This is a genomic window from Streptomyces sp. NPDC059668, assembly GCF_042734135.1.
Classification (GTDB): Bacteria; Actinomycetota; Actinomycetes; order Streptomycetales; family Streptomycetaceae; genus Streptomyces.
Genome location: NZ_JBHWEL010000025.1, coordinates 85,686 through 111,680, shown reverse-complemented (window position 1 = coordinate 111,680; position 25,995 = coordinate 85,686). Strand labels below are relative to the sequence as shown.

Below are 25,995 nucleotides of genomic sequence, written 5' to 3'. Positions count from 1 at the left end.
ATCCGCGAAGCCCTGGCCGACCAACAACCCGACGCCTTCCTCCCCGCCCTCGCCGGCTCGCTGAACAACCAGTCCAACCGCCTGGCGCAGCTGGGGCGCGGGGAGGAGGCCCTCACTGCCATCACCCGCGCCGTCGAGATCCGCGAAGCCCTGGCCGACCAACAACCCGACGCCTTCCTCCCCGCCCTCGCCGGCTCGCTGAACAACCAGTCCAACCGCCTGGCGCAGCTGGGACGTAGGGAGGAGGCCCTCACTGCCGTCACCCGCGCCGTCGAGATCCGCGAAGCCCTGGCCGACCAACAACCCGACGCCTTCCTCCCTGACCTCGCCGGCTCGCTGAACAACCAGTCCAACCGCCTGGCGCAGCTGGGACGTAGGGAGGAGGCCCTCACTGCCATCACCCGCGCCGTCGACACCTACCAGACCCTGGCCGACCAACACCCCGACATGTTCGGCGGAGACCTCGAGAGAACTCTGCAGGTACGAGAGATCTTGAGGAAACTCCCTGAGGCATGACCCGGCACGCACCACAAGCGCACCAGATCGAGCGGGGAACAGCGGGGACCCACGGTGAATGCCGCCGAGGTCAGCAGCGCCGCATTCAGACCGTTCGCGCAGGTCAGCGCGGGCACAGCCCGCGAATGCCCGCAGCTTCCCAAGCTGAGCGCATGGTTTCTGTGATCGTTGCTCGCTACCAGGTCCTTGGCAACGACCAGCGCTCGCCCGGTTCTACGGGTGCTCGGCATTCTGGTGTCCACAAGTGTCCACGGCAGGGGGAAGCCGAGGGAGGTTGTCACTGTGAGCATCTTGGAGAACGCAGCTGCCAGCATTATTGCGGCATTCGCCCTCTGGTCGGCCCGGCAAGCGAGAAAATCGTGGCAGCGCCACTGGGCAAAGCCCCGTCGGGCGCGGAGCGTGCCCACGGATCAGGAAGAATCCGCGGCGCGTCGCGGAGACTCGTCCAACTCGTGAGGAGGCAAGACATGGGCCGTGTCGGCGAGATCAATCGTCCAGACCTGCCAGCAGGGCGGGTGCGCGACCTCAACGCGGCACTGCATGAGTTGCATCGGGAAGCAGGATTTCCCTCAACCCGCGAGTTGGCCCGCGCCACCGGCTTGGGGCGCTCCACCGTGCATAACCTGTTCACTCGGGATCGAGTGCCACAATATGACCCGTTTATGGCGGTGGTAGGGAGGCTTGCCTTGCGATCTCTCGCCCATCGTCCCGCGGGCAGCTCACAGGAGCACGTGTTGGACGCGATTTGCGCCCGCCTCCACGAACTGTGGCACCAGGCCAAGGCTGAAGGCGCTGCTCAGCAGACGTGGCAGCGACCGCACAGCGCCCAACAGATCATATTGCGCCTCAATCGGCGTAACCCACAAGCGCTGCGTGACCTCGGCGATGTCTTTCATCTTCGTCACACCATCCGCTCCTTGTGTCCGGACACCGCAGGGCCCGACTCACCGTCCACCGGTCGCCTGCTCTACCGATTGGATACGGACGATGGTGACGCGATCCTGCGTGTTCAGACCACTGGGCCCTTGCTTCTTAACGCCCTGACCAACGACTACGCCCGCGCGGTAGCAGTTGAGCGGATCGCGTGGTCAGAGGCAGGCTTCGAGGGACAGCTAGTGCGCTTTCTGTTGGACGCGAACGCCACTAGGGCGATATCGAGAACAGGAAGACGCAGCAAGCGTGTCGGCATACCAGCTGCTGAAGCGACTGCCTGGTGGGAACGTCATGCTTCCCGTTCCGGGCTATCGACTGTGGAAGTAAGCAGCCTGCCGTTGAAGCCTGTCAGCGCCAGACTCGAAGCGAGGAACCCAACCTTTCTCCAGGTAACCCGATTCGAGGGCCTGGCGGTGATCACTGATCCCACCGCGCTGCAGAGAGCGGTTCTGTCTGGCATGGGCCGCGGACGCGCCTACGGCCTGGGTCTCCTGCGTCTCGGGCAGGCCGGCTCTGAGGTCTCACCGCCACGACACGCACCCCAGAGCACTGCACCATAGGCGCCGCAGATCGAGCGGGGAACTGCGGGGACACTCAGTGAAGGAGACTGAGCCCGATGAGATCATCTAGGGGCCGTTCACCCAGGGCAGCGGCGAAATCGGGTGTAACTAACACAGCTACCCAGGTCGAGAGCCTCTGAGGCTGACTGTTGTCGGCTGATCCGCCGACAACGAGCAGTTCTTCCACTCAGGGCACGAGCACGGTGTATCGGTTGAAGGCGAGCACTGCGAGGGGGGAAGCCTCGGTTGTTCGGGCTCCTCCCCCTGCGAGCGTGAACGGAACGTTGTCGGCACCGGAGACAGGCGCCGATGTCGGCCTTGCCTCTCAGGATCGGTGAGGGTTTGCTTCCAGAAGGTGCCCGCGGCCGGTCGCTACGCGGAGGACGTCTCGTAGAGCTCCGGCCAGTTCCCTCGCCAAGAGTCGCAGTTCTTCCGGATCTGCCTGCTTCTCGGCGAGGAATTCCAGGGCGTGGTCCAGCAGTTCAGCCGCCGAGCCGAGCTGTATCGATTCGATGTTGTCGGCCAAGCGAGACATGAAACCGTTTCTGTCGTCCGTGCTCAGGTAGCACGGTTTGCCCTCGGGCCCTGTCCACGGGAGAAGCCGCAATTCGTCGTGCGCCGTCATGCCTGCGTCTGCCTCTCGTTGAGCGCGTGGTGGGTGGTGAAGACCGCCTCGACGCGATCTCCCGGGAACACCAGAAGCGTGACTTCGAGGACGCGGCCGGCGGTATCGGCGGCCACGCGGGTGATCGTGAGGACTGCCAGGCCCGGGGTGATCCGGAGAGTGGATGCCTCATCTGGAGTTGGGAGGCGGGCGGAGACCGTCTCGTGGACCTCGGCCGACAGGGCGCTCAGAACCGCGAAGCTCGCTTCTGTGCGTGCATGTGAAGGGCCGTTGCCGAGTACCTCCGTGGGTTCCGATCCGCTCGGGACGTAGATGCGGGCCAGGCTGTGTGGTGAGTCTCCCTCGTAACTGACGCTGAGGTATTCGGTCAGCGGGCTGCCGTTCGGGACGCGCAGTAGGGCTGCCAGATCTCCGTGAGCCTCGATCGCGGTGACCTGGTCCGTGACGCGCAGAACGGGTTCGGCGGCTGTCTGCGGGTCCAGCGTTCCCCAGCCCCCGACGTACGTGATCTTGCGGAGGCGGTGGCGGACGAAGTTGCCCTTGCCGTGGATCTTCTCGAGCAGGCCTTCCCCCTGCAGTACCGAGAGGGCGCTGCGCAGCGTCGCTGTGCTGACCTTGTATCGGGCGGCCAGCCTGGATTCGGACGGAAGGCGTTCTCCGGGCTTGATGCGGCCGGTCGTGATCTGGCGTCGGAGGTCGTCGGCGATATCGTGGTGGCGGGTGGGCACGGTCTGCGTCACCGCCTTCTCGACATGCGTACGGCGACGAGTCGGGTCCGTGTGTGCATGGTCAGCAACTCACCCGACTCGAACAGCAGTTGTTTGGCCCCTTGGGGCAACTGGAAAAGGTCTCTCACCCTGTACGCGTGACCGCCGATTTGGATGACGTCGCCGCGTTGCACGGTCGTCGAGGTGATCTCGACCTGGGAGACCAGCGCGCCGCTGGGCGTCCAGTCCCTCACCGCTGCACCTCCGTGGGTGCGGGTCGGCTGGGCGTTGAGTGGCACGGGCAGGCGCACGCCTCGCACACCACCGGTACATCCACCGGTGCCGCGGCGGGGGAGGACTCCGAGCAGGCGTGGTGGGTGCCGAGCCGGCACGCGGTCGACCGGTAGGGGATGGGCGAAGTGTCCGTGATTCGGGGGCGCTGGCGGGCAGGCATCATCGGCCTCCCGCGAGGAGCGACCAGGCCGCAGGTGGCAGATGGGGGGCCACGATCATCGAACGCCGTGGGCGTCTGCGCTCCTCCCAGGCCAGGACGTACGGTCGAACGAGGAGGATGTCCGAGCCCGTTGGCGAGTCAATGCGGTGGGGGCGGCCCGGATTTTGCCGCAGGATGGCCGCGGCCTCGGCAACTGGCGCCAAGCGGGCGCGGGCCCCCGTCGGTCCCGTGGAGGCTAAGGCGCGGCGGTGCCGGCCCTTGGGGGAGTGGTGCCTTCTGGTGAGTGAGAGGGCGCGGCGGATACGGTTGAGCACGGTGTTCAGCTCCTATCGCTGATGGCTCGGTCCCTCGACATCGCCCGTCGTGGGGGCCGTTTTGCGTACGACCGCCCAGAGGGTGCGGCCGTTCAGGCTGGTGGCGAAGAGGCCGAATCGATCCGCCTCGGCCACCACTTCCAGGACCTCCCGCCATGACTCCGCGGAGAGCTGTTCCGGCACCTCCGCTTCGATCGAGGTGTGCCGGTCGCGTTCCTCCAGGCGCGTGGGGAGCCCGGCGGCGGACAGCCGTGCGGCGATGGCGGCCGCGCTTACTCCCGAAGCGGGCACAGGGCAGCCTCCGTCACCGGCGATCACTTTGAGTGAAGCTAGTTAACTAGATTAGAGCTAGTGGACTAGATTTTCTACATGCCTGAGCAGCCGCCCTATCTCCGTATCGCCGACGAACTCCGGCGGCGTATCGCGGAGCACGTCTGGGAGCCGGGGGACCGCCTTCCCTCTCGCGCCCAGATCAGCCAGGAGGGCGGCGTGGGCGAGAACGTGGTGCGTCGGGCTCAGGAGCTGCTGATCTCGCAGGGCTTGTTGGAGGGCCGCGCCGGTTCCGGCACGTACGTTGCCGAGCCCAGACAGCGGGTGCGAGTCGTCCGGTCATCGGCGCGCGAGCAACCCACCGAGTCCCCGTTCCGCGCGGACATGAAGGCTGTGGGCAGGCAGGGCGATTGGGAGAGCCGGACCGACGCCAAGGTGCCGGCTCCGGTGGAGATCGCGGCGCGGCTCGGGGTCGGCGAGGGCGATCTGTGCGTCCGGACGGTATATGAGTTCCTTGCCGACGGTAGGCCCGTGCAACTGTCGACGAGTTGGGAGCCGTACGACCTCACGGCCGGCACTCTCGTCGTCCTCCCTGAAGGAGGGCCGCACGCCGGATCAGGTGTCGTGAACCGCATGGCAGCCATCGGCGTCACTGTCAGCCATGCCGTCGAGCAGCCGGAGCCGCGGCAGGCGACCGTCGAGGAGGCGTCGCTTCTCGGCATCCAGAAGGCAGCGCTCGTCACGCACATCCGGCGGACGTACTACAGCGACCAAGGGCGGCCGGTCGAGACCGCGGACATCGTCGTGCCCGCAGCGCACTGCGAGATCGTCTACGAGATCCCCGTCAACCGTTAGCGGGACGGGTCCACGTCGCCCCGTCGATCTCGACTCGTATCGTCCGTGCATGCGCAATGAGCGGCACGACGAGCCACTGTCCAAGGCGGAGTTGGAGTTGTTCCTCCAGTATCTGCACCGGTTCGCCAACCATGATGTGGATCAGTTCGCCAACATGCAGGTGGGTTATCGCGAGTACCCCGTCTATGTGAGCTTCTCCAGGCAGCCCGAGGCGGGAGTTGACGTCGAGGAGGTCTACCTGCGGCCGTAGCCAAGCCGGGCCGTGTCGAATGTGTGTCGAGGGCTGGCTGAGTGGGGGCCAGGGCAGGGGGGTGCCCCGCTCGACGCACCAGGCGCCTTCTAAGCGTTCTGTCGATCGGCAACGTGCCACAGCCGTGCCACATCGTGCGGTCAACCACGGTCAATGACGGCTTGTCGCGGTCGAGATGCGCCGTTGGCCTAGGCTGCCGCAACAGCCGGAGTGACCTGGGGAACGGCGCCGCCGACCACGTCCGCCCTTACAAGGCGGATGTCGGCGGTTCGAAACCGTCCGCGCCCACCAGGAAAAAGACCCCCAGCGATCATGGCTGGGGGTCTTTGACATCCAGATCTGACATCAGTGCCGTGACTACTCGCGCTGTAGGCGCCGCGTGAACAAGAACCCACCCGGGGATCGTCGCCCTGGTCTTCCGCTGCAAGCCCTCCGGTGGCACCGAGCGCACCTCCAGCGAATCAACTGCGGTCGACTGGCTCACGCCCGAAGAGGTCAGCGAGCGCATGGCCGAGGTCTTCGCAGTCCGGCTCCTGGACGCCTTGGACGGCAACGGGCCTCACGTGCGCAGCCACGACGGCAAGAGCCTCATCACGGCGCGGTAGAACTTTCCCTACTTCATCAAGAGCCGGCTGCGCTCCGCCGGGCGCGCTTTCCGGCTCTGGCTGCGTCCGCGCTCCTGCCTTCGGCTTGCTTGACGCTCCAGGCGCCGACGTGCGCCCAGATCGGATAGGGCCGTTAGGCCATGAGTCGAGCCCCGCATAGAGCGGCCCATGGTCAAGACGATGCCTCCCGCGGGGGATCGGCCTGGGATGGAGGGGGCACCGTTCGCGACTGCGGGTCCGTAGTGGCGTGCGCGGGTGCTCCCATCCGGTCCGCCGTTGCCCCAGGCAGAGCCGAGCAGACGTGGTCCATGGCGTCCAGGTCGTTCGTACAGTGGCGCGCTCCACCCGGACGCCGTGAACCATGCACGCTCCACAGACGTGTGGGTCGACGGCAGACGGGACGGGAGCTGGGAGTGGTGGGTTGCTGTCGAGGGCTTGTGCTGCGATCGCGGAGGACCTCTGATCTTGCTCAAAGCCAGTAGTCATGCGCATGTCGGAGACATAGGTTCACTTCGACCAGGAACGGCAAGGGCGGGGGCGTTGACGCGATGGCGAAGAAGCCGGTACGTGCAGCACTGGGGGATGTCTGGCTCAACTGCCAGGTCTGCCGAGGGGATCTGTTCCGAGAGCGGGATGTCCTGCTCAACAGCACCGGCATGGAGTTCATGAAGTTGGCCTGGGCCGACGAGAACGCCACCGGCCTGATCTGCTGGCGGTGCGGTTACGTCCACCTCTTCGTCAACAAGGACATCAAGCTCTACCGAGCGGACAAGTAGCGGACAAGTAATGGACTGCCTGCGGCGACTGACACCAACAAGCGCGAACGGCAGCAGTCGAAACCGGACCACATTGAACGATCCCCTGAGGCACAGAGGCGGTTGGCCGACGTTGGTAGACCCCTGTGATCGACCTGATAAGGATGAGACCACAGGTCCAGACCCTGCGGTGGATCAGGGGCTCACCCGGGTGCAAGAGAGCCTCTGGATTGCCTGGGACACCACCGACCCTCGCATTGACTCGGCCGCGTGTCAGACTGCCCTTCATGACTTACAGCAGAAAGGTCCATGCCGCGTAGGCGCCCATCACGCCTGCGGGCGGACAACAGGCGATTCGCCGCGCATTGCCGCTACTCGAAGCTCGGTCGGCTCTCTGGCCCAGCTCAGGCACAGGTCATTAAGTTGGAGCGGACTCGTCTCGAACCCGGCCTGGTTGAGCAAGCTCTCTCTCGGTGGAATGCCATCGCCCGTGCACCGTGGGATCAACTCCCCTCGCCGTTCAGCGATCGGTGCGGAGTGCCGGACTGTTGCCCGGAACCGGCGGACGAGCGAGATCTGCTGGAACTGGCGATCTGCGCTCTCCCCAAGAAGACCGCGCGGGAACTCCGCACCATCGTGCAGCCTCTCGATCTGAAGATCCTCGAACGTCCCGACGCTGTGCCGTACGGCAACCCACCTCATCGATGGTGGCAAGACGCCTTCTGATGACCGTGCCCCATCGTCGATCCGGTGCTGTATCGCAGCGAAGTACAGCAACCACCACGACCGCAACCGACCACTACCGGCCCCAGTCGTCCAATTGACGTGCTCGCCAGACCTCAGCGTCCCTCAGAGGTCATTCTGAGAGTGTTTGGTAGGTGGCGGTGGGGGCTTGATCCTGGCGGACGTTCGTCGGCTGTCGGCGACCACTCCCACGACGCTGTACGGGGCAGTGCTGCGCGATACTCGTTCTGTGGAGTGGTTCGAGCGGGTCCAGGCTGCGGAACAGCGTCGAGATTGGGACGCGGCCATCGCGTGGGTGAGCGCCCATGCCGAGTGCTACTCGACCGACCCGTCCAGGCACGACAGCCATCTGTGGCACATGGATCTGCTTGCCCGTGCGGCACGGCTCTCGGAACTCGCAGAGCGCGCTCTCGGGGATGTTCACGCACGTCGGAGACTCAACAGGGCGCTTCGCGAGCGGGGGATGGAGGCGGCCCTGCGCAACCGTGCCGAAGCCGGTGATCGTGGTGCCCTTTATGCCCTTGCTCGACTGCTATGTGAGGCGAGTCGGCCCCAAGATGCTTATCGAGCGGTCCACGACCTCGGCATGGACGATCAGTACGCACACCAGATCGTGGCCCGCTTTCGATCACCATCGAGCGGTGCACAGTAGGGCTTCTGATCGCGATACTCGGTCCGTTACCGCTTCCTGGCGAAGCTGCCAGTGTCAGACGGCGAGGATGCGGGAGTAGTCGGGGTGCTCGGGCAGGCCGAGCGAGGAGGTCTGGAACGGGTCGGCAAGGCCGGTGACGGTCTTCCGGGTCATCGCGAGGTATTCAAGGTGGGCCGCGGCGAGGGTGTTGCCGGTGTGCCGGAGATCCTGGAAGTGGACGTCACCGAGACCGGTCGTGGAGAGGGCGCGGAGCCAGATCCGCCGGAAGTTGTTCCGCCGGAGGACATCACCGCGGGCCCCGACGAAGACGAGCCCGGTGCGGCCGGCCTCTGCAGGCTCCGCCAGGTGATACGCCAACTCGGACAGGAGTGAGGCCGGGAACGCCACCGTACGGACACCCGCAGCGCTCTTGGGGGCCTCGACCGTGAGGCCTTCCGATCAGGTCTCGGCATGCGAGCGACGGACGGAGACCGTACGGCTCCGCTCGGGGCGCCGCTCCTGCCGTCGGCCCGCTCTGCCCCGGCTGCGCCGACGCCAGCCCACATGTGGATAGGCCCGGCAGTATGAGCCGAGCACCCGGCTTCTGCGGCTCACGGCGAAGTGCATGCCTCGGGCGGGGGATCGGCCGGAACCGGGTGGGAGGGAGCGCCGTTCCCGGCCGCGGGTACACCGTGGCGAGCGTCGGGTGCTCCCATCCCGTCCACCGTCGACTGAGGCGGAGCCGAGCAGACGCGGCCCATGGCATCCAGGTCGTTCGTACAGTGGCGCGCTCCACCTGGACGCCATGAACCACGCCCGCTCCACGGATGGCGCTGGGGAGACTGGCGGGTGGAGATCGTCTGGTCTCTGACGAGGGGACGACTACAGCCGAGATCGCAAAGTCGTGGTGTTCGGAGGCGGCCGCTGTCAGACTCGCGGCGTTCGGTGAAGCGCGTGATGGTTGAGGCTGCGGAGGGGACATGCTGGATGGGCTGCGGGACTATACGGGGACCATCTTGTTCTTCGGGATCCCCCTTGCCGCAGGGTCGATCGTCTTCATCTGGCGCCATCAGAATCTCGCACGCCGGGGTGTGACCGTCCATGCGCTGTGCTCCGCCACTGCCCGAAACGAAAAGGGCCTGGTCACGCTCCGTCTGGTGTACGAGGTCGACGGCTTGCAGTACTACTGCGACAGCATGCCGTACCAGTTCCCGCCCATCGGCATCGGCCAGCGCTTGGACGTCATCTACGACGCGAAAGACCCTGGTTACGCCGAAGTCGTCGAACAGCGTGGGCGGGGCCGAGTGCCGTGGTTCCTCGGGGGAATCGCCCTGGTCTTCCTGCTGTTGCTCGGCCTTGCGCATCTATGAACGCTGCGCATACGCCATTTGGAACGCGTACGAGCATGACGCCAGCATGCAGTCGGTCTCGATGAGGACGGACCACCATGAACTGGCGGGCAGTGAAAGCCAAACTGTCAGGGGCACCTGGGTCGTCTGACGCCAGCGGCTGACACCAACGAGCTTGTACAGCGCCGATTTATGCCGAACCTCAGTGGCGGCCGGATCAGGGCTCAACGGACCTTCATCCACGGTCGAGAGACCACCTCGATCGACCTGATGAGGATGAGGGCAGACCTCGAAATCAGATTTCAGAACGTGTGCAGGGCGACAAGGCTTGCCGACGCAGCCCCCGTGCCCTGAACCGGCCACTCACGAAGATGCCGACGCCGGCGGACAGCGCAATCACCACGATGGAGGCCCCGCCCTCCACTGTGACGTGGTGGCCCTGGGGCGCCGACGCCCCCAGAAGAGAGCTGATCCCGACGAAAGTCACGGCGGCTACGGCAAGGCAGATCGCCGTTTCAGCCCACCACATCGCCTGCGTCGGTCGAGTCGTCATGGCGTAGTTGTACCTCACGCCTTCCTGCGGTGCCGCAGGAGGGCGTGAGGTACAGGCAACCATCAACACCGGATGCAACCGCGAACAGCCCCGCATGACCGGCACTCGCTGATCGGCTCAGAACGTGGACACGGCGTCATCTGAGGACGCCCGGCCCCGTGCCGAGCGCTCGTCGCCTCGGCTGTGAAAATCGCTGTCCGATGGTCGGAGCACGGTGATAGAGAGTCCATGTGACGACGACACTTACGTTCCCCGCTCTGTTGCGACTGATCGACGAACGGTCGAGCGCCTTCCGCGCCGCGGTCGCCTCCGCGCCCAGCCTCGACGTGCAGGTGCCGACCTGCCCCGAGTGGACGCTGTTCGATCTGGCGCAGCACATCGGCGAGGGGCGCCGCGACTGGGCCGCCACCGTCGCCGCAGGGCCTGCTCCGGCGAAGTCCGCGGCGGAGGGCGCCCCGGCTGTGCCTCGGGAGCGTGAGGCCCTGGGGGCCTGGTTGGCGGAGTCCACGGAGCAACTGGTGGACGCGTTGAGAGAGGCCGGCCCGGATCGCGGTTGCTGGACGTGGTGGGGTGCGTCCCAGTCGCCGCAGACCTGTGGCGCCGTCGCCCGGCACCAGCTCCAGCAGTTCGCGGTGCACACCTACGACGCCCAGATCACGGTGGGTGCCCCGGAGCCGCTGCCGGAGGAGGTGGCACTCGACGGTGTCGAGGAGTTCCTGTTCACCTGCGTCGCAACGACGAGTGCCTGGCCGCACAAGCCCGCCGCCTTCGACTTCCACGCCACCGGGGGTCACTCCTGGCGCCTCACGGTCGACGGCGACGGCGCACGCTCCACCCGTATCCCCACGCCCGGCACGACTCCTGTCGCCGCTGCCGACGAGGACCCGAACGCGGCCGGTGTCTCCGTTCGCGGCACGGCGAGTGAGCTGGTTCTCTACGTGTACGACCGTATTCCGGTGGACTCCCTGCAGGTCGAGGGAGACGCGGGATTGTTCGACCTGCTCCGTGCGTGGGAGCCCGAGGAGTAGGACGGTACGGTGCCGCAGAGCGGCGGCCCGGCGGTTGAGGCATTGGCTCGTCGGTTTTTGAGGACACCTTGCACGCTGCGGGGGGAGCGATGAAGCGGTCCGTGGGAACTTGGATACGGGTCCGGCGTGCACGCCGACAGCGCTGGGATGCGGACATCATCCGCGCCCTCCAGATCCCCGTCCCAAGGCCCACGCAGGAACGAGCGCGACAGCTGATCCAGCAGGGGAAGTGGCGGGAAGCGAGCACCGGGATCACGGAAGCGACGGGCTACGGCCGCCGGGATGCCAGATGCGTCGTGCTCGCCCTGGCGCACGGTTGCAAGGTCCCCAGCCCCTGCCGTCTCACTTGGACTCGGAGGCGACCGGCCCCGGACGTCTCCGACCTCCACAGGTGACGTCAACGGCAGTGAACGATGGCGCACGGTGGCTGTCTGCGCCGGATCCGCGGGTGACCAATGAGCCACGTTCCAGCACCCTGCACCGCGCCACGAGCGAACCTGCAAGGCGGATGCCGCTGGTTCGAGACCGTCCGCGCCCACCAGCCTCAGGACACGAACAAGGCCCAGGTCAGCCGGTGTGGATCCGGATGCCTGGGCCTTGATCCCTTTCGGCTGCTGGGGGCGCCGTGCCCCTTACGTGCGAGACGGGTCCCGCAGGCCGCTTCACCTTCCTGATCTGCTGGTTCGACTGCCGACCGGCCGTGCGAGCCTGTACTCGTGGCCCGCATCGACTACATCAACGCGGCGTCGGTGTCGACGTCGGGGAGTCAGTCGCGGACGCGGCGGTACGCGAGACCAAGGAAGAGACCGGCTTTGGACAGGAGCTGAGCTGACCATGGCAACGCCCCGCAGCATGGATCGCGAGGAAGCTCTCTCCCTCGTACGACGTCTCATGGCCGCCGACTTCACCGACGAGGACGAGGCAGACGAAGCTCTGGGCAAGCTCGAACGCGGACTCGCCTGTCCTCACATCAGCGACTACATCTACTGGGACTTCGACCCAGAACTGACCGCCGAGAAGATCATCGAACGCGCCCTGGCCTACGAGCCGTTCGCACTCTGATCCGCGGCCTGCCGCAGCCGGTCCTGAGCTCGCAGGTGGGTGTGTATCGGTCCGCATGTCTGGTGGGGCTGGACCGGCCGGTCGGACGGACCTCTGTAGGCCGCGGTCAACGGCGGCTCGCTGGCGTCCTGATGCGTCGCTGAGCTCGGCAGCGGCTACAGCCGGAGTGACCTGGGCGCTTCCGCTTCGGATCACGGCCGCCCTCTTGAGGCGGGCCGCCGCACGGACGGCCCGCCTCGCGGCACGTCGGCGGGCTCGCACGGCCGAACCGGGGTCGGCCGACGGCTGCGGCGTTGTCACAGGGCGGAGCACTGTCCTGTCATCGTCCCGTAAGGGGCTAATTCGTCGCCATATAACACTTTGATCCATCTAGCCCTATCCAGACCTACCTAGTCACATCTCGCCCCACCTAGCTCCATATCGCCCCATCTCGATTCATCCGAGGACGACAGTCGATGACCAGGACCACCACCCGTACCGATCAAGTGAGACCCGGTAGTCAGATGCACGCGTCTGACATATCCGATACGGCGTTCGCGCTGCTCGACGAGCAGGGGGCCGTGGTCGCGTGGACGCAGGCTGCCGAGCACCTGGTCGGATACTCCGCCGGGGAGGTGGTCGGCCGGTCCGTCGCGCTCGTCCTGCCGGGCTTCGGGGCAGCGTCGGCGATGTCGGCGTACGTCGAGCGGTGCCGGGCCCGGAACGGCTGGTCAGGGGCGACGACGGTGCGCCACCGGGACGGCCGCATGCTCGCCGTCGGCATGCGGATCTCGATGTTGCGGGGACAGGACGGGGCGGTGCGGTGGCTCGCGTCCGCGACCAACATCGGCGCGCCGTCCGGGGGCGCGGTGAACGTAGGGGTGCAGGGGGCAATTCTTGACCACGCGCCGATCGGCGTCGCCGTGCGTGACCTGGAGCTGCGTTGCACGTGGGTGAGCGACGTGATGGAGAGCCACGACGGCGTCCCCCGTGAGCGGCGGGTCGGATTCGGGATCGCCGAGGCGTGGCCCGGTGTCGAGACCGAAGCCGCGGAGGCGATGATGCGGCGGGTGCTGAGGAGCGGCAGCACCAAGGTCCACGAGTACCGGACGTGGCTGCCGACACCTCTGGGTGAGGAGCGCCCGCTCGCGGTTTCGTTCTCCTGTCTCCAGGGCGCCGACGGCCGGCCGCTCGGGGGGTGCACCATCAGTGTCGATGTCGCCGAGAGCCGGCGGGAACGCGAGCGCCTCGCCGTCCTGGGCGAGGCGCGCACGCGCCTCGGCAGCACCCTGGATGTGATGCGGACCGGTCAGGAACTGGCCGATCTCGCCGTGCCCCTGTTCGCCGACGGCGTTGCCGTGGACCTGGAGCAGTCGGTCCCGTTCGGCGACGGGGTGCCGGTCCGCATCGGCTCGATCGGCGAGCGCCTTCCCGTCCTCCGACGTGCCGGCTTGGCCTCGATCCACCAGGGGGCGCCGGAGTCCCCGTGGGTGTGCGGTGAGCGGACACTCGTACCGCCCTCCTCGCCCTTCGCCGAGGTCCTGCGTACCGGCAGGTCCTGCCTGGAACCGAAGGTGGACACCACCCCGGGCGGGTGGATCGACGAGTCGCCGGCACTGGCGCAGCGGATCCGTGATCACGGCATGCACTCCGTGATGGTCGTACCCATCCGCGCGCGGCGCGTCCTGCTGGGCATGGCGGTGTTCGTCCGCACCGAAAATCCGCTGCCCTTCCAGGAGACCGACCTGCTGCTGGCCGAGGAGCTCGTCAGCCGCGCCGCGACGTCGCTGGACAAGGCCCGCCGGTACCGTCGCGAGCACACCGCGGCCCTCGCGCTCCAGCGCAATCTGCGCCCTCACCGGCTGCGGGGCGGTGCGGCCGTCGAGGCAGCCTCCCGCTACCTGCCCGCCGACATCGACCGCGGTGTCGGCGGCGACTGGTTCGACGTGATCCCGCTGTCCGGCGCCCGCGTGGCCCTCGTCGTCGGCGATGTGGTCGGACACGGCATCAACGCCGCCGCGACCATGGGCAGGCTCCGCACCGCCGTCCACACGCTCGCCGACATGGAGGTGCCCCCCGACGAACTGCTGGCCGGCCTGGACGACACGGTCCAGCGGCTGGCGGAAGCAGACGCCGACGCTCCGGACTGGAATCCCGCGGTGGTGGGCGCCACCTGTCTGTATGCCGTCTACGACCCGGCCACCCGCCGGTGCACCATGGCGGCGGCCGGGCACCCCCCGCCCGCGATCATCGACCCGCGGGGCGGTGTGACCTTCCCCGACCTGCCCACCGGCACCCCGCTCGGCATCGGGCTGGGAGCCCACTTCGAGTCCGTGGAGCTGGAACTGCCCGAGGGAACCCTCCTCGCCCTGTACACCGACGGCATGATCGAGACCCGTGAGGACGACATCGAGGAGGGGATGCACCGCCTGGGCGCCGCGCTCGCCCAGCCGGGGCTGTCCCTGGAAGAGCTCTGCACCCGCGCGATGGCACCCGTCGAGGATCAGGTGGCCTGCGACGACGCCAGCCTGCTCCTGGTCCGCACCCGCTCGCTCGGTCCGGCCCGGGTTGCCTCCTGGACACTGCCCCGGGACGGCGCCGTCGTCCGACGCGCCAGGAACCTGGCAGCCGGTCAGCTGGCCGCATGGGGACTGGCAGGACCCGAGGGCCCCATGAAGCTGATCGTCGGCGAACTGGTCGCCGACGCCGTCCGCCACGGCGCCGGCCCGATCGGTCTGCGCCTGATCCACCACCACGTCCTGACCGTCGAGGTGTCACATGCCGACTTCTCCGCACGGCGTATGCGCGGAGCGCGCGACGTCGACGAGCACGGCCGCGGCCCCGCCATGATCGCCCGGCTGTCCCGCAGACGGGGCACCCGCCCGGAGCGGGACGGCAGGGTCCGCTGGGCCGAAGTGGACCTTCCCTACGCATCCGGCCGCTGATCGATGGCCTGTCGGGGCGCCGACGTCGAGCACGTGCGGTGACCGGTCCCGGCACCGCCCGACAGTGGGGTGGCCGCCTCGTCGCGGCACTTCGCATCGCGCCGCGATCGAACCTGCTCACGGCCGTGAGCCGTCGTTCGCCGTCGTCGACGTCGGCCGGTCGGTGACGTCGGGCCGACGGACGGTCTCCGCGCTGACGGCCAACTCTCGTGCGCGATGACGAGCTTGGGATCTCGGCTCGACCACGGCTCGGGGGCCCGCCGGTGATCTCCGATGCTTCCGGCCGGTCGGACGTTTCCCCTTCGGCGGTTCGACCACGCTGTTAGCGTGCGCGGATGGAAGATCTGGGACCCGTGGCCTGGCCGCCCGAGCCGATCAGGACCGAGAGGCTCGTGCTCCGTGAGCCCGAGGCCGGTGACCGTGCGGCGTTCATCGAACTGCTCGCCTCGCCGGAGGTGCACACCTACCTCGGCGGACCCCGACCGCGTGACGAACTCGCACGCCAGATGTCCGGGGTGCCCGAGCGGTGGCCCGGGAGTTTCGTGGTCGATCTCGACGGGTCGATGATCGGCCATGTCCTGCTCAGGAGAGCAACGGGGCACCGTCGCCCGGCTGCCGCGGGGAAGGCCGATCTCGGTTACCTGTTCCTGCCGCGGGCGTGGGGACGCGGGTACGCCTTCGAGGCGTGCGCGGCGGCACTCGGCTGGCTCGCCGGCGTGCTTCCCGGCGAGCCGGTGGTGCTCACCACCCAGACCGCCAACGTCGCCTCGATGCGTCTCGCGGCGAAGCTCGGGTTCACCGAGGTGGAGCGGTTCGAGGCCTGGGGTGCCGAGCAGTGGCTCGGCACGCGGTCCCCGGTCACGCCGTCCGGTTGAGTCCGCGACGGGCCTCCTGTCCGGCCGGTCCTGTGTCCGTGGTGGTCGGGCCGTCAGGCCCTCGACGGCGACGGGAGGACGTGGTGGTCAGGCCGTCAGGCCCTCGATGGCGACGGGTGGACGTGGTGGTCAGGCCGTCAGGCCCTCGATGGCGACGGGAAGATGGCGCGGGCCGCGCAGCACCGCGTTGGCGCGGTACGGGGGTGGGTCCTCGAGCAGTCGGGAGAACTTGGCCCGGCGGAAGAGTTCGGGCACGGCCAGATGGAGTTCCATACGGGCGAGAGGGGCGCCGAAGCAGTAGTGGATGCCGGTGTAGAAGCCCAGGTGCTCGTTGTCCTTGCGGTCGGGATCGAACCGGTCGGGGTCCTCGAAGCGGAGGGGATCGCGGTTGGCGGCGGCCAGCATGAGCCAGACCGGTGAGCCCTTGGGGATCGTGGTGTCGGCGACGTCGATGTCGGCCAGGGCGGTGGTCCACGGGACGAACTGGACCGGAGGCTCGTACCGCAGCACTTCCTCGATGAGCGGGACGGCCAGGCCCAGGTCCTTCTGGAACCGTTCGAGGAGGTCCGGGCGGCGCAGCAGGGTGAGGGTCGTGTTGCTGATCGCGTTGACGGTGGTCTCGTGGCCGGCGACCAGGAGCAGCACCGCGGTGGCCTCCAGGTCTGCCGGTGTCATCTCGGGGGCGAGCGCGCTGAGCATCCCGGGGCCGGGGTGGCGGCGTTTGGTCTCGATCAGGCCGGACAGGTAGGCGCCGATGTCCTGGCGTGCCCGCTGTGCCTTTTCCGGGCCGTCGTCGTCGCCGGAACGGGGATCGAGTGACGACGCCAGGGCGTCGGCCCAGACGTGGAAGCGCGGTTCGTCCTCGCGCGGCACGCCCAGGACCTTGCAGATGGCGGTGACGGGAAGCGGGTAGGAGAAGTCCTCCACGATGTCGACCTGGTCCTTGCCCTCGAAGGCGTCGAGCAGCTCGGTGACGACGTCGGCCATCGCTTCGCGCAGGCCGTCCAGGAACCTGGGGCTGTGCGGCGGGCCGAACGGCCTGTTGATGGTCTCGCGCAGCCGGTCGTGCACGGGCGGGTCGGTGAAGATGAAGCTGGGCGGCAGTCCGGTCTCCTCCGCCGGCTGCCCGGTGCGGGCGTAGCCGGGCGGACGGTTCCTCGTGTCGTTGCTCAGCCGCGGGTCGTTGGCCAGGCTCCGCACCTCGTAGTAGGTGCTGACCAGATAGGTGCCGTCGTCCTCCCGCCTGACCGGTTGCTTGCGCAGTTCCGCGTAGAGCGGGTACGGATCTGCCCGATGGGCGTAGTCGGTGATCTGCGCGGAGATGGTGCCGGAGGTCATGGTGACTCCTAACGGCTCCGGGCGGCGCGGGGCCGGTGATCAGGCATGCGACGGCACGAACGTGACACGCCGCTCGCTCGGTGAGTGGCCCGTCAGCGTCACGGTGGGCCCATGGGTGGGCAGATGGGGGTCGGGGAAGGCCGAGTCGATCGGCTGCAACCGCTCGGTCCGGCGGTCGACCGAGCGGTACTCCGGCGGGAAGGGGGCGCCGGACGCGATCTGCTGCTCGTAGAACCCCAGCCACTTGGCGCCGTCGAAGGACACCGCGGCGATGACGCGGCCGCGGTAGCCGTACACCGCGACGAACCGGTCCTCGGCCAGTGCCCCCTGGGCGACGACCAGTTGGTCGCCCAGCGAGGGCACACCCACGGACTTGACGTTGACGCCGAACTGGGAGGACCAGAACATCGGCAGCCACAGGTGCGGCCGGCGCTCGGGCCCGGCACAGATCAAGTTGTGGGCGGCGATCTCGGCCTGCTCGACCGCGTTGCCCCAGTGCTCCAGCGCCAGGAACTGGTAGTCGAACAGCGGGTGGGGGCTGCGGGCGACGTCACCGGCCGCGTAGATGTCGTCGGTGACGATGCCGTTGACGTCGAACACCCGGCACCCGGCGTCGCACGCGATCCCCCGCGGACCCGCGGCCACCCCCGAGCCCGCGAGCCATTCCGTGTTCCGCATGGCACCGAGCGAGACGACCGCCACCTCCACGTCGATCACCGAACCGTCGGACAGATGGGCGCGCCTGAGCCGTCCCTCGTCCCCGCCCTCCAGGGCGGTGACGCTGACGCCGCACCGCAGATCGACCCCGTGCTCGCGCTGCAACCGGTCCGCGACCGCGCCGATCACCCCGCCGAGCGCGCCCACCAGCGGTGCCGGGCCGCGTTCGGCGACCGTGACCTCAAGGCCCTGCTCCCGGCAGGCGGAGGCGACCTCGGAGCCCGTGAAACCGGCGCCGATCACCAGCACCCGGGGCGCGCCTCCGGTCAGCTTCCGGTACAGGCGGGCGGAGTCGTCGCGGGTCCGCAGCACGAACACCCCGTCCAGGGCGGCCTCTTCAGGGTGGACCCAGGGCCGCGCTCTGGTCCCGGTGGTGATCAGCAGACGGTCGTAGGGGACGGTGTCGCCGTTCGCCAGGCGCACTTGCTTGGCGTCACGGTCCAGGCTCTCGGCGGCGACGCCCAGACGCCACTCGGCGTCGATGTCCCGCCGTCGCGGGAGCGCGGTGTCCTCGGGCCGTGCCCGTCCGAGCAGCACCTGCTTGGACAACGGCGGCCGGTCGTAGGGCTCGTACGGCTCGTCGCCGATCATGGTCAGTGATCCCGTGAAGCCCTTCTCGCGCAGGGTCTCCGCCGCACGCAGGCCGGCCAGCGAGGCACCGACGACGACGATGCGGCCCCGGCGCCGCAGGACCTCGACGTCCGTGTCAGCCGACATGGGGCTCCACCCGCTTCGTCGGCTCATCGGAGTAGTCGACGAGGATGGCCTGGACCGGGCAGGCGGCAGCGGCCTTCTCCACCCGGTCGCGCTGCTCCTCGTCGAAGCGGGGGGAGAACAGCAGCGCCTCTTCCCCGTGCAGGGTGAAGACGTCCGGGGCGAGGAAGACGCACTGCGCGAACCCCTGGCACCGGTTGAGATCGACGACAAGCCTCATCGGAACCCGCTCCCTGCACGGTCCGCGGTGGCCGAGCCCCGCAGCCGTCTGCGCTCGGTCCATGTGGTCGGCAGGCATGCCTCACGTTCAGCTTCGGTCCTCCGCCCAGGTCTCGCAACGCGAGGGCGGTGCCGGGAGACCGGGCCGGACGGCATTCGTCGAGGCGGCGTTCATCGAGGCGGTGCTCGGTCGCGTTGATCATGAAAGCGCGCTCGGTGGAGGACAGCTCGTCCGTCGCGGGACAACTCACACACGGATCATCGCGGCCAGGCGGGTCGCCGGGTCGTCGTGCCATGGGATGTGGAGCCGGCCGACCAGTCGCCGGGACGGGCCGATCACGCGAACGGCGACAGGCCTCTGTCTTCCAGGTGGGCAAGCAACGAGTCGAGGCACGCGTCCGCCGAGCGCAGGTCCGCGCGGAAGAACGAGTCCTCGCCGAGCGGCCCGCCGCTGACGATGACCATCCATGCCGTCCTTCGCTCAGCCATGCGGTCACCGTCGGCCTTGAAAACGGTCGTCACTCCGCGCTCGGCCAGCCACTCCATCAGTTCGAGCATGTCCACGCGCACCCCTCCGGGCGAATCGTCCCATCCCCGAAGCGCGGGCGCTCGGGCCGTCTCCGGGTGGTCCGAGGGTCCGGGCCGGGCCGGGCCGGGGCGGGTCGGGTCGGGCCCGCTGTCGTGTCCGCGGGCGGACGACGGCGTCCCGGCGTTCGCGGGTGGGGCCGCCCCCATGGGGCCGCCGGCTGCGCGGGGACCGCTAGAAGGTGCCGTTGGCGAGGATCTCGCCCGTCCTGTCGTAGACGGTGACGAGGCCGTTGTCCGACTCGTAGCAGGAGCTGAACGCGGAGGCGACGAGCTTGCCCTCGCCCTGGTGCGGGCCGGTGAGGCCGCCGCTGAAGTCGGTGAACACCTCCGGGGCGTCCAGGATGTTGTTCCGCCTGTCGGCCCCGGTCACCTTCGTGACGTGCCGGACGGCCGCCCTCTCGGTGGCGGTGCCGTTCTTGGCCACGCAGGACTTGAAGTCGGCCGCCTGCGATCTGGCGCCGGAGCCGTCGTCCGAGTCGTTCTTCGCCTCGTTCCGCGCCTCGTTGTGGACGGAGGAAGAGGAGTCCGAGGCGCCGCTGTCCCCGTTCCCGTTCCCGTTCTGGTCCGCCCCGCCACCGCCGGCCATCCCGGCGATCCCGATGACGACGACGAGGCCGAGGACGCCGAGACAGCCGAGCCCCGCGACCTTCCCCACGCCGCGCTTCCTCGGCGGCGGCGGCGCGGGCGCGCCGTGAACCGGTACCTGCGGCGGTCCGCCCCACCCGGGCTGCTGTTGCTGCTGCGGGTACTGGTGATCGCTCATGGTCTCCCCTGGGGTGGTGCATGCCGTGTGGGTTTACGACGTGGAGGGGAGTGGCGCGGTTGTCGCGATTCGGCGTGTTTCACCCGAAAGAGAAAGAGGAGCGTGCCCGCTCCGGGCAGGGATCGGGAGGCGGTGCTCCGCGGTCGGCGGCCCGTACGCCGAGACGCTCAGCGTCGGCCTGCCCGGCCACGGCCGTCATCTCGGCGCGACGATCGAGTCGAGGTGGAGCCCGAGCCGGAGCCCGAGCCGGAGCCCGAGGTAGAGGTCGAGCCCGAGGTCGGCGCCGTGGCCGTTGCGGTGGCCCTTGGTGGACCCGTGCGAGCCGTCCGGGGGCGGGAGAGTCGCGGGGCGCTACGACGGGTTCGCGGCCGGCGCCGTCCCCTGGGCGTGCTTCAGCCTCGCGCGGGCGTCGACCGTCTCCGGAGGCGCGACCTCCGACCAGAAACGGTGGCAGGTCACGAACACGGCGAGCTCGCGCTCGCGCTGCCTGAGCTTCTCCACCTCGGCCTGTTCGTCGGCGGTCCAGCCGGGGGACGCGGGGCGCTCCACCTGACGCCAGCCCCTGTCGTCGCTGAAGCCGTCCAGGGGTTCCACCGACCAGGGGAGCCGCTTGAGCAGGGCCAGGAGCTCCGCCCGGACCTGGTGCAGCTCCTCCTGGCCGGCCAGGAGGTCACTCGGGAAGTCATAGGTCGCAGCCACGCGGCAATGGTACGCCTGTTCGATTTTGGGGTGCGAGTTCCTTCCGGGAGTTCACACGAACGGTTGTGGCCGGGCCCGGACCGTCCAACTCGAACTGGCCAGTTCAAACTGTCCAGCTTGGCCTGGACAGTCCGAACTGGACAGTCTGAACTGAGGGATTTAGGGTGACGGAATGGACGACAGCGCCGAGGGCATCTCCGAGTCGGCCGCTCGCGCGGCGCAGGATCTGCGGGTGGCGTTCAACCGGCTGCGGCGGCGGATCCGGGAGGTCTCCGAGCGGCAGGACCTCACCCCCTCACAGGTCTCCGCGCTCACCCTGGTGAGCAAGAGCGGAGCCGCCACGGCGAGCGCGCTGGCCGCCACCGAGGGCGTCCGGCCGCAGTCCATGGCCGCCACCCTCGCCGTGCTCGACCAGCAGGGGCTGATCGCCCGCAACCCGGACCCGGGGGACGGCCGCCGACAGCTCGTCACGCTGACCGACGCCGGCCGCGAGCGCGTCGAGGGCACGCGGCAGGCCCGCGGGGAGTGGCTGGCCAAGGCCCTCCAGGACCGCTGCACGGAGGCCGAGCGGCAGAGCGTCATCGAGGCGATGGCCGTACTGGACCGGCTCACCCGCCCGTGACACCCGCCCCCCGCGCCCGGCTCCAGCAGGCTCCCGGCCCCCACCGGCACCGCCCGGCGCCGTGGTCGCCCCCGGCGCCGACGCGTCCTTCCCCGCGCACGGCGCCGACACCGGCGGACCGCGCCGGCCGGCCCTCCGCGCTGCCCGCCGGAGCCGTACCGCTCCCGGCGGCGACCCTCCCGGACCGATCCCTCCCCACATGCACCGGCACACCCCTCCGAAAGGCCTGACCATGGCAGTCACCACGCTCGACCCGCACACCGCCCTCGTCGTCATCGACCTGCAGAACGGCATCGTCGGGAACCCGGGCCTCGCCCCCCACACCGCCGCCGACGTCGTGGAGCGGTCGGTGCTGCTCGCCGACGCCTTCCGCGCGCAGGGCCTGCCGGTCGTCCTCGTACGGGTCACCGCCGCCGCCGACGGAGCGGACGCCGTACCCGGCCGCAACGACGGACCGAGCCGCGCCCGCAGCTTCCCGGAGGGCTGGGACGTCATCGTCGACGAACTGGCCGGGCACCCCGAGGACATCACCGTCACCAAGCGGAACTGGGGCGCCTTCTACGGCACCGACCTCGACCTCCAGCTGCGCCGCCGCGGGATCACCCAGATCGTGCTGACCGGCATCGCCACCAGCATCGGCGTCGAGTCCAGCGCCCGCGCCGCCCACGAGCACGGCTACCACGTCACCCTGGCCACCGACGCCATGACCGACCTGGACGGCGAGACCCACCGCAACAGCGTCGAGCGGATCTTCCCCCGCCTCGGCGAGACCGGCACCACCGCGGAGATCGTGGAACTGTTGGCCAAGACCCACGCGTGAGCCGCGCCCCGCGTCAGCGGGGACCCGCGCCCTCCAGCTCCCGCACCAGCCGCTCCGCGACCGGCACGGGCACCCCGTGCCGGGCCGCGGCCCGCAGCAACGCGCCGCCGATCGCGTCCAGTTCGAGCGGACGGCCCGCCTCGGCGTCCCGCAGCATGGAGGACTTCGCCGCGGGCGGGAAGGCGTCGTAGCGAGCGAGGGCCGCGGCCGGGTCGGCGGGGCCCCCGCACGCCCGGCTGACGGCGGCCGTCTCCGCCACCAGAGCCGTCAACTCCGTCCGGTGCAGGGTCCGGACCTCGCCCAGCGGCATTCCGTAGCGGGTCGTCAGCAGCGCGAACGGGGCGAGGAACGACATCTTCGCCCACAGCACCGCGGCCTCGTCGGCCTGGACGCGGACGTCCGGTCCGGCCGCCGTGAGGACCCCGGCGAGCGCGTCGAGCCGCTCGCGCGCCACCGTGTCACCGGTCAGGTCGATCTCCGCGAAGGGGCTGGTGTGCTCGATCACCCCGGGGGCGGTCCGGGTCGACTCGACACGGATGACGGCGGGGGCCACCCGGGCCGGCCCGTACCGGGCGCGCAGGGCCGCGGGGTGTTCGACGCCGTTCAGGAAGGGGACGAGCAGGCCGTCGCCGAGCGCCGGCGCGGGTACCCGTTCGAGCGCCGCGTCGAGCGCCGTGTGCTTGACCGCGACCAGACAGGCGTCGACCGGTTCGCGCAGCTCGGTGTCCGCCTCGACCCGCGCCGTGAACTCCCCGAACCGCCCGCTGCGGACCCGGACGCCGTCCGCGCGCAGCACCCGCGCCGTGTCGTCCCCGGCCAGACAGATCACCCGGTGTCCGGCCCGCGCCACCAGCGCGGCGAGCAGCCCGCCGACGCCGCCGGGGCCCAGTACCGCCATCGTGAACCGCTCGTCGCGTACGTTCCTCGTCATGTCCGTTCGATCCTCTCGTCGGTCGGCCCCGGAAACGGTGGCCGCCTGGGAGTGGATCATGCCGGGTGGCGTCGTCCGGCGCTACAGCCGCGCCGACGCCCCCGGTTCCGACGGGTTCAGCCGGTCGCCGAGTGCCGACGCGCGCGACGGGAGCAAGCGGTCCGAGCGCGAGGGGGAGAAGCACCCCGAAGAGGCGGCCGGATGCGGCGAGCGGACGTCATCGCGGCGTCGTCCGCGCGAGACTGGGCGTATGTGCCGCAGCATCAAGACCCTCCGCCCGCCCGTACTCCCCGAAGAGGCCACCGAGGAGGACATCCACGCCGCCGCCCTCCAGTACGTCCGCAAGGTCTCCGGCTTCCGTGCCCCGGCCGCCCACAACCGCGAGGTCTTCGAACAGGCGGTCGCGGCGGTCGCGGCCGCCACGGCCGAGTTGCTGGGCGGCCTGGAGGTACGCGGGGTCACCCAGCGCGCCGGCTGAACCGGCCCCGCGCAACGGTCGCGCGGGACACCGCGTGAAGCACTCCGCGGGTCAGGCGCCGGTTCCCGTCTCCTGGGGTGCGGGCCGGCGCATCAGGTACGCCGCGCCCGCGCCGGCGCCGAACAGCGCCGCGAACGAGACCCCCGTGGCGAGCCAGGTCGCGCCCAGCCACTGGCCGCCGAAGTAGCCGAGCGCCACGCTGTACACGGCCCAGGCCAGGCTCGCGAGTATCGACCAGGGCAGGAACTCGCGGACCCGGCGGTGGGCGGCACCGGCGCCGAGCGACACGACCGAGCGGCCGGCGGGCGCGAAGCGGGCGAGGACGACCAGCGCGCCGCCCGCCCCTCCGCCGCGCGCGAGCACCGCGCCGAGACGTTCCTGCGCGCTGGAGAGGCGCCGGGAGCGGGCGATGGCACGGTCCAGGCGCTCGCCACCGCGCCAGGCCAGCCGGTACGCCACCAGGTCGCCGAGGACCGAGGCGGTGGCCGCGGAGAGGGTGAGCGCCAGGATGTCGGGCACCGCGTGCGGCACGGCTCCCGTGGACCCCGCGGCCGCGGCGGTGGCCGCGGTGATGACCAGGACGCCGCTGGGCAGCACCGGCAGGAAGACGTCCAGCAGGACCGACACGGCCACCGCCGCGTAGATCCATGGGCTGCCCGTCAGCGACCCCACACTCTCCAGCACCGGAACTCCCCTGTACTCCCCCGAAGGCACGACCTCGCCGCTACGTCGCGGGGGAGCGGCAGGCGGCCTGTGACAGCCATACAGCGTACGCGGCGGGTGTGACAGCGGGGTCACGGGGGGCTTATGTGTTGTTCACGGTGCGTTGACGCCGGCGGGGTGGGGGCTGCCGCGGTGGTGCCGGAAGGAGCGTCCAGGAGTCCTGGATGAAGGGGTCACAGAGGGGCGCAGGGAACACAGGGGACACAAGGGACACGGCGGGCGCAGGGGTCCGGCGCCCGCTCCCTCGGTGAGGTGGCGGGCGCCGTGGTCGTGCGGTGGGTGCGGGACGGGGTCAGGCCGCGACGGGCCGCGTGGCCCGCTCGTCCTCGCCGACGGCCCGGGCCGCGCGGGCGGTGAGCAGCCGGTCGAGGCCGAGGGCGCCGGAGCCGGTGAAGACCAGCAGGAGCATGGCCCAGCAGAACAGCGCCGACAGCTCGCCGCCGTTCTGGATCGGCCACAGGGCCGTCGACTGGTGCACGTCGAAGTAGGCGTACGCCATCGAGCCCGAGGCGAGGAGCGCGGCGCCGCGGGTGCCGAGGCCCAGCAGGACCAGGCCGCCGCCGACGAGCTGGATCACGGCCGCGTACCAGCCCGGCCAGGTGCCGGAGGGGAGAGAACCTCCGTCGGTGCCCGCGGCGCCGCCGAGGACGCCGAAGAGGGAGGCGGCGCCGTGCACGGCGAAGAGCAGGCCTATGACGATGCGGAACAGCCCGATGGCGTACGGCTGGGCGCTGTTGAGGCGGTCGGTCATGTGGGGGGACTCCTTCGGTCTGGTCCGGTCCGTGGGGAACCGGATCAAGGGGGCGGAACCGAGTGAGTCATCAACGTTAGGGTAACCTAATCAATGCTTGCAAGTTCAACATTTAGCCATGGTCGGGCTTCCGTTTCCGGTTCCGTCTCGGCCGTCGCCGCACGTAGAGCGGCCCGCGCCACCGCGTCGGCGTCCGACAGCGTGACCGAATCCACCCCCGGCCTGGCGCCCGCCGCGGTCACCCAGTGCACCCCCTCGGTGGGCACCCCGAAGGCGAACCGCCGTGCGTGCGCACGGCCTTGACGGTCCCTCAGGTGGTAGGGGCGACGTGTCACGTCCAGCCCCCCGGTTTCGTGGCCGTCACTCGTGTGCGGGCGGCACTGGCCCGTCTTGAGCAGCCGGGCCAGGAGTTCGTCGGCCGTCCGCCTCAGGTCCGGTTCCGGAAGCCGTGCCTCTATGAGCGTGGTCGCGCGTACGTCCGAGCCCGGTACGTCGGGGGAGTGCGCGATCCAGGCCCGGGGGGGGGGGGCGGCCCCCCCCCCCCCCGGGGGGGGAGAAGGAACGACAAACACACCCACCCTCGCGCCGTCACGCACACACAAAGACGGGCGGGGGGCGCGCC

Annotated in this window: 30 protein-coding genes and 2 pseudogenes; 15 read left to right on the top strand and 17 right to left on the bottom strand. The window is 69.6% G+C overall.

Going from position 1 to position 25,995, the window contains the following annotated elements:
- Positions 1–516: tetratricopeptide repeat protein (locus ACFV2J_RS20110; RefSeq protein ID WP_385439800.1), on the top strand; the 516-nt coding region annotated here is incomplete at its 5' end.
- Positions 517–1,235: 719 nt separating this feature from the next.
- Here ACFV2J_RS20110 and ACFV2J_RS20105 read toward each other — a convergent pair.
- Positions 1,236–1,421: a hypothetical protein gene (locus ACFV2J_RS20105; RefSeq protein ID WP_385082631.1), complete on the bottom strand. Its 186-nt coding sequence runs from the start codon at positions 1,419–1,421 to the stop codon at positions 1,236–1,238.
- Between ACFV2J_RS20105 and ACFV2J_RS20100 the strand changes: the two genes are divergently transcribed.
- Positions 1,356–2,009 carry a type I-E CRISPR-associated protein Cas6/Cse3/CasE gene (locus ACFV2J_RS20100; protein ID WP_385082630.1) on the top strand — a complete coding sequence of 218 codons (654 nt, stop codon included), beginning with the start codon at positions 1,356–1,358 and terminating at the stop codon, positions 2,007–2,009. The two genes, ACFV2J_RS20105 and ACFV2J_RS20100, sit on opposite strands and share 66 nt — an antisense overlap.
- A gap of 325 nt (positions 2,010–2,334) precedes the next feature.
- Here ACFV2J_RS20100 and ACFV2J_RS20095 read toward each other — a convergent pair whose 3' ends face one another.
- The 4 genes from ACFV2J_RS20095 to ACFV2J_RS20080 all read right to left on the bottom strand — a co-directional run bounded on the left by ACFV2J_RS20095 (position 2,335) and on the right by ACFV2J_RS20080 (position 4,400).
- Positions 2,335–2,634 carry a hypothetical protein gene (locus ACFV2J_RS20095; protein ID WP_385082622.1) on the bottom strand — a complete coding sequence of 100 codons (300 nt, stop codon included), beginning with the start codon at positions 2,632–2,634 and terminating at the stop codon, positions 2,335–2,337.
- Complete coding sequence (locus ACFV2J_RS20090; RefSeq protein WP_385082621.1) at positions 2,631–3,374, bottom strand: GntR family transcriptional regulator; 744 nt, start codon at positions 3,372–3,374, stop codon at positions 2,631–2,633. Before ACFV2J_RS20090 ends, ACFV2J_RS20095 begins: the two co-directional genes overlap by 4 nt.
- Positions 3,371–3,595, bottom strand: coding sequence for a hypothetical protein (locus ACFV2J_RS20085; RefSeq protein ID WP_385082620.1), 225 nt, complete (start codon positions 3,593–3,595; stop codon positions 3,371–3,373). Before ACFV2J_RS20085 ends, ACFV2J_RS20090 begins: the two co-directional genes overlap by 4 nt.
- A 526-nt stretch (positions 3,596–4,121) precedes the next feature.
- Positions 4,122–4,400 (bottom strand): hypothetical protein, encoded by a 279-nt coding sequence (locus tag ACFV2J_RS20080; RefSeq protein WP_385082618.1) that lies wholly within the window; start codon positions 4,398–4,400, stop codon positions 4,122–4,124.
- 78 nt (positions 4,401–4,478) lie between these two features.
- Between ACFV2J_RS20080 and ACFV2J_RS20075 the strand changes: the two genes are divergently transcribed.
- From ACFV2J_RS20075 to ACFV2J_RS20060, 4 genes and pseudogenes are all read left to right on the top strand, one after another.
- On the top strand, positions 4,479–5,234 hold the full coding sequence (locus tag ACFV2J_RS20075) for a GntR family transcriptional regulator (protein ID WP_385082616.1): 756 nt from the start codon (positions 4,479–4,481) through the stop codon (positions 5,232–5,234).
- 49 nt (positions 5,235–5,283) lie between these two features.
- Positions 5,284–5,484: a hypothetical protein gene (locus ACFV2J_RS20070; RefSeq protein WP_385082614.1), complete on the top strand. Its 201-nt coding sequence runs from the start codon at positions 5,284–5,286 to the stop codon at positions 5,482–5,484.
- A 389-nt stretch (positions 5,485–5,873) separates the two neighbouring features.
- Positions 5,874–6,089, top strand: a pseudogene (locus ACFV2J_RS20065) (NUDIX hydrolase); the annotation flags it as partial.
- A gap of 548 nt (positions 6,090–6,637) precedes the next feature.
- On the top strand, positions 6,638–6,865 hold the full coding sequence (locus ACFV2J_RS20060) for a hypothetical protein (protein ID WP_385082613.1): 228 nt from the start codon (positions 6,638–6,640) through the stop codon (positions 6,863–6,865).
- Between the two features lie 1,429 nt (positions 6,866–8,294).
- Here the strand turns inward: ACFV2J_RS20060 and ACFV2J_RS20055 are convergent.
- Complete coding sequence (locus ACFV2J_RS20055; protein ID WP_385082611.1) at positions 8,295–8,627, bottom strand: hypothetical protein; 333 nt, start codon at positions 8,625–8,627, stop codon at positions 8,295–8,297.
- Between the two features lie 572 nt (positions 8,628–9,199).
- On the opposite strand from ACFV2J_RS20055, the gene ACFV2J_RS20050 reads away from it, so the two are divergent.
- Positions 9,200–9,589, top strand: a complete 390-nt coding sequence (locus ACFV2J_RS20050; RefSeq protein WP_385082610.1) for a DUF3592 domain-containing protein — start codon at positions 9,200–9,202, stop codon at positions 9,587–9,589.
- A gap of 274 nt (positions 9,590–9,863) precedes the next feature.
- Here ACFV2J_RS20050 and ACFV2J_RS20045 read toward each other — a convergent pair whose 3' ends face one another.
- A complete protein-coding gene (locus tag ACFV2J_RS20045) occupies positions 9,864–10,121 on the bottom strand; it encodes a hypothetical protein (RefSeq protein ID WP_385082608.1) in 258 nt (85 codons plus the stop codon).
- A 230-nt stretch (positions 10,122–10,351) separates the two neighbouring features.
- Here ACFV2J_RS20045 and ACFV2J_RS20040 point away from each other — a divergent pair, with 230 nt between their 5' ends.
- The 5 genes from ACFV2J_RS20040 (at position 10,352) to ACFV2J_RS20020 (ending at position 16,010) form a co-directional block, all read left to right on the top strand.
- On the top strand, positions 10,352–11,149 hold the full coding sequence (locus ACFV2J_RS20040; protein ID WP_385082607.1) for a maleylpyruvate isomerase family mycothiol-dependent enzyme: 798 nt from the start codon (positions 10,352–10,354) through the stop codon (positions 11,147–11,149).
- 625 nt (positions 11,150–11,774) lie between these two features.
- A complete protein-coding gene (locus tag ACFV2J_RS20035; protein WP_385082606.1) occupies positions 11,775–11,981 on the top strand; it encodes an NUDIX domain-containing protein in 207 nt (68 codons plus the stop codon).
- A gap of 2 nt (positions 11,982–11,983) precedes the next feature.
- Complete coding sequence (locus tag ACFV2J_RS20030; protein WP_385082605.1) at positions 11,984–12,211, top strand: e9imm peptide; 228 nt, start codon at positions 11,984–11,986, stop codon at positions 12,209–12,211.
- A 503-nt stretch (positions 12,212–12,714) separates the two neighbouring features.
- Positions 12,715–15,135, top strand: a complete 2,421-nt coding sequence (locus ACFV2J_RS20025) for a SpoIIE family protein phosphatase (protein WP_385082604.1) — start codon at positions 12,715–12,717, stop codon at positions 15,133–15,135.
- Positions 15,136–15,470: 335 nt separating this feature from the next.
- Positions 15,471–16,010 (top strand): GNAT family N-acetyltransferase, encoded by a 540-nt coding sequence (locus ACFV2J_RS20020; RefSeq protein WP_385082603.1) that lies wholly within the window; start codon positions 15,471–15,473, stop codon positions 16,008–16,010.
- A gap of 129 nt (positions 16,011–16,139) precedes the next feature.
- On the opposite strand, the gene ACFV2J_RS20015 is transcribed toward ACFV2J_RS20020, so the two are convergent.
- The 6 genes from ACFV2J_RS20015 to ACFV2J_RS19990 all read right to left on the bottom strand — a co-directional run bounded on the left by ACFV2J_RS20015 (position 16,140) and on the right by ACFV2J_RS19990 (position 21,048).
- A complete protein-coding gene (locus ACFV2J_RS20015) occupies positions 16,140–17,348 on the bottom strand; it encodes a cytochrome P450 (RefSeq protein ID WP_385082601.1) in 1,209 nt (402 codons plus the stop codon).
- Between the two features lie 39 nt (positions 17,349–17,387).
- Positions 17,388–18,782, bottom strand: a complete 1,395-nt coding sequence (locus ACFV2J_RS20010; RefSeq protein WP_385082600.1) for an NAD(P)/FAD-dependent oxidoreductase — start codon at positions 18,780–18,782, stop codon at positions 17,388–17,390.
- Positions 18,772–18,999 (bottom strand): ferredoxin, encoded by a 228-nt coding sequence (locus ACFV2J_RS20005; RefSeq protein WP_385082599.1) that lies wholly within the window; start codon positions 18,997–18,999, stop codon positions 18,772–18,774. The genes ACFV2J_RS20010 and ACFV2J_RS20005 overlap by 11 nt, the downstream gene beginning before the upstream one ends.
- Positions 19,000–19,334: 335 nt before the next feature.
- The gene (locus ACFV2J_RS20000; RefSeq protein WP_385082628.1) at positions 19,335–19,556 is read right to left on the bottom strand and encodes a hypothetical protein; all 222 of its coding nucleotides are present in this window, start codon (positions 19,554–19,556) and stop codon (positions 19,335–19,337) included.
- A gap of 202 nt (positions 19,557–19,758) precedes the next feature.
- Positions 19,759–20,349: a hypothetical protein gene (locus ACFV2J_RS19995; protein ID WP_385082597.1), complete on the bottom strand. Its 591-nt coding sequence runs from the start codon at positions 20,347–20,349 to the stop codon at positions 19,759–19,761.
- 351 nt (positions 20,350–20,700) lie between these two features.
- Positions 20,701–21,048 (bottom strand): hypothetical protein, encoded by a 348-nt coding sequence (locus tag ACFV2J_RS19990; RefSeq protein ID WP_385439788.1) that lies wholly within the window; start codon positions 21,046–21,048, stop codon positions 20,701–20,703.
- A 172-nt stretch (positions 21,049–21,220) separates the two neighbouring features.
- Between ACFV2J_RS19990 and ACFV2J_RS19985 the strand changes: the two genes are divergently transcribed.
- Together ACFV2J_RS19985 and ACFV2J_RS19980 are read left to right on the top strand one after the other, a co-directional pair.
- Positions 21,221–21,670: a MarR family winged helix-turn-helix transcriptional regulator gene (locus tag ACFV2J_RS19985; RefSeq protein WP_168527913.1), complete on the top strand. Its 450-nt coding sequence runs from the start codon at positions 21,221–21,223 to the stop codon at positions 21,668–21,670.
- Between the two features lie 232 nt (positions 21,671–21,902).
- On the top strand, positions 21,903–22,490 hold the full coding sequence (locus ACFV2J_RS19980; protein WP_385082594.1) for a hydrolase: 588 nt from the start codon (positions 21,903–21,905) through the stop codon (positions 22,488–22,490).
- A 13-nt stretch (positions 22,491–22,503) separates the two neighbouring features.
- On the opposite strand, the gene ACFV2J_RS19975 is transcribed toward ACFV2J_RS19980, so the two are convergent.
- Positions 22,504–23,421 carry a ketopantoate reductase family protein gene (locus tag ACFV2J_RS19975; protein ID WP_385439784.1) on the bottom strand — a complete coding sequence of 306 codons (918 nt, stop codon included), beginning with the start codon at positions 23,419–23,421 and terminating at the stop codon, positions 22,504–22,506.
- A 250-nt stretch (positions 23,422–23,671) separates the two neighbouring features.
- Here ACFV2J_RS19975 and ACFV2J_RS19970 point away from each other — a divergent pair, with 250 nt between their 5' ends.
- Positions 23,672–23,899 carry a DUF2277 domain-containing protein gene (locus tag ACFV2J_RS19970; protein ID WP_385082626.1) on the top strand — a complete coding sequence of 76 codons (228 nt, stop codon included), beginning with the start codon at positions 23,672–23,674 and terminating at the stop codon, positions 23,897–23,899.
- A gap of 51 nt (positions 23,900–23,950) precedes the next feature.
- On the opposite strand, the gene ACFV2J_RS19965 is transcribed toward ACFV2J_RS19970, so the two are convergent.
- From ACFV2J_RS19965 to ACFV2J_RS19955, 3 genes and pseudogenes are all read right to left on the bottom strand, one after another.
- Complete coding sequence (locus ACFV2J_RS19965) at positions 23,951–24,583, bottom strand: DedA family protein (RefSeq protein ID WP_385082591.1); 633 nt, start codon at positions 24,581–24,583, stop codon at positions 23,951–23,953.
- Between the two features lie 331 nt (positions 24,584–24,914).
- Positions 24,915–25,373: a DoxX family protein gene (locus tag ACFV2J_RS19960; protein ID WP_385082590.1), complete on the bottom strand. Its 459-nt coding sequence runs from the start codon at positions 25,371–25,373 to the stop codon at positions 24,915–24,917.
- An 86-nt stretch (positions 25,374–25,459) separates the two neighbouring features.
- Positions 25,460–25,995 (bottom strand): annotated as a pseudogene (locus ACFV2J_RS19955) (hypothetical protein); the annotation flags it as partial.

Coding starts and splice junctions, on each gene's coding strand:
- ACFV2J_RS20095 (WP_385082622.1), bottom strand. CDS start 2,634: ATGACGGCGCACGACGAATTGCGGCTTCTCCCGTGGACAGGGCCCGAG.
- ACFV2J_RS20075 (WP_385082616.1), top strand. CDS start 4,479: ATGCCTGAGCAGCCGCCCTATCTCCGTATCGCCGACGAACTCCGGCGG.
- ACFV2J_RS20070 (WP_385082614.1), top strand. CDS start 5,284: ATGCGCAATGAGCGGCACGACGAGCCACTGTCCAAGGCGGAGTTGGAG.
- ACFV2J_RS20060 (WP_385082613.1), top strand. CDS start 6,638: ATGGCGAAGAAGCCGGTACGTGCAGCACTGGGGGATGTCTGGCTCAAC.
- ACFV2J_RS20050 (WP_385082610.1), top strand. CDS start 9,200: ATGCTGGATGGGCTGCGGGACTATACGGGGACCATCTTGTTCTTCGGG.
- ACFV2J_RS20045 (WP_385082608.1), bottom strand. CDS start 10,121: ATGACGACTCGACCGACGCAGGCGATGTGGTGGGCTGAAACGGCGATC.
- ACFV2J_RS20030 (WP_385082605.1), top strand. CDS start 11,984: ATGGCAACGCCCCGCAGCATGGATCGCGAGGAAGCTCTCTCCCTCGTA.
- ACFV2J_RS20025 (WP_385082604.1), top strand. CDS start 12,715: ATGCACGCGTCTGACATATCCGATACGGCGTTCGCGCTGCTCGACGAG.
- ACFV2J_RS20020 (WP_385082603.1), top strand. CDS start 15,471: ATGGAAGATCTGGGACCCGTGGCCTGGCCGCCCGAGCCGATCAGGACC.
- ACFV2J_RS20015 (WP_385082601.1), bottom strand. CDS start 17,348: ATGACCTCCGGCACCATCTCCGCGCAGATCACCGACTACGCCCATCGG.
- ACFV2J_RS20010 (WP_385082600.1), bottom strand. CDS start 18,782: ATGTCGGCTGACACGGACGTCGAGGTCCTGCGGCGCCGGGGCCGCATC.
- ACFV2J_RS20005 (WP_385082599.1), bottom strand. CDS start 18,999: ATGAGGCTTGTCGTCGATCTCAACCGGTGCCAGGGGTTCGCGCAGTGC.
- ACFV2J_RS20000 (WP_385082628.1), bottom strand. CDS start 19,556: ATGCTCGAACTGATGGAGTGGCTGGCCGAGCGCGGAGTGACGACCGTT.
- ACFV2J_RS19995 (WP_385082597.1), bottom strand. CDS start 20,349: ATGAGCGATCACCAGTACCCGCAGCAGCAACAGCAGCCCGGGTGGGGC.
- ACFV2J_RS19985 (WP_168527913.1), top strand. CDS start 21,221: ATGGACGACAGCGCCGAGGGCATCTCCGAGTCGGCCGCTCGCGCGGCG.
- ACFV2J_RS19980 (WP_385082594.1), top strand. CDS start 21,903: ATGGCAGTCACCACGCTCGACCCGCACACCGCCCTCGTCGTCATCGAC.
- ACFV2J_RS19975 (WP_385439784.1), bottom strand. CDS start 23,421: ATGACGAGGAACGTACGCGACGAGCGGTTCACGATGGCGGTACTGGGC.
- ACFV2J_RS19970 (WP_385082626.1), top strand. CDS start 23,672: ATGTGCCGCAGCATCAAGACCCTCCGCCCGCCCGTACTCCCCGAAGAG.
- ACFV2J_RS19960 (WP_385082590.1), bottom strand. CDS start 25,373: ATGACCGACCGCCTCAACAGCGCCCAGCCGTACGCCATCGGGCTGTTC.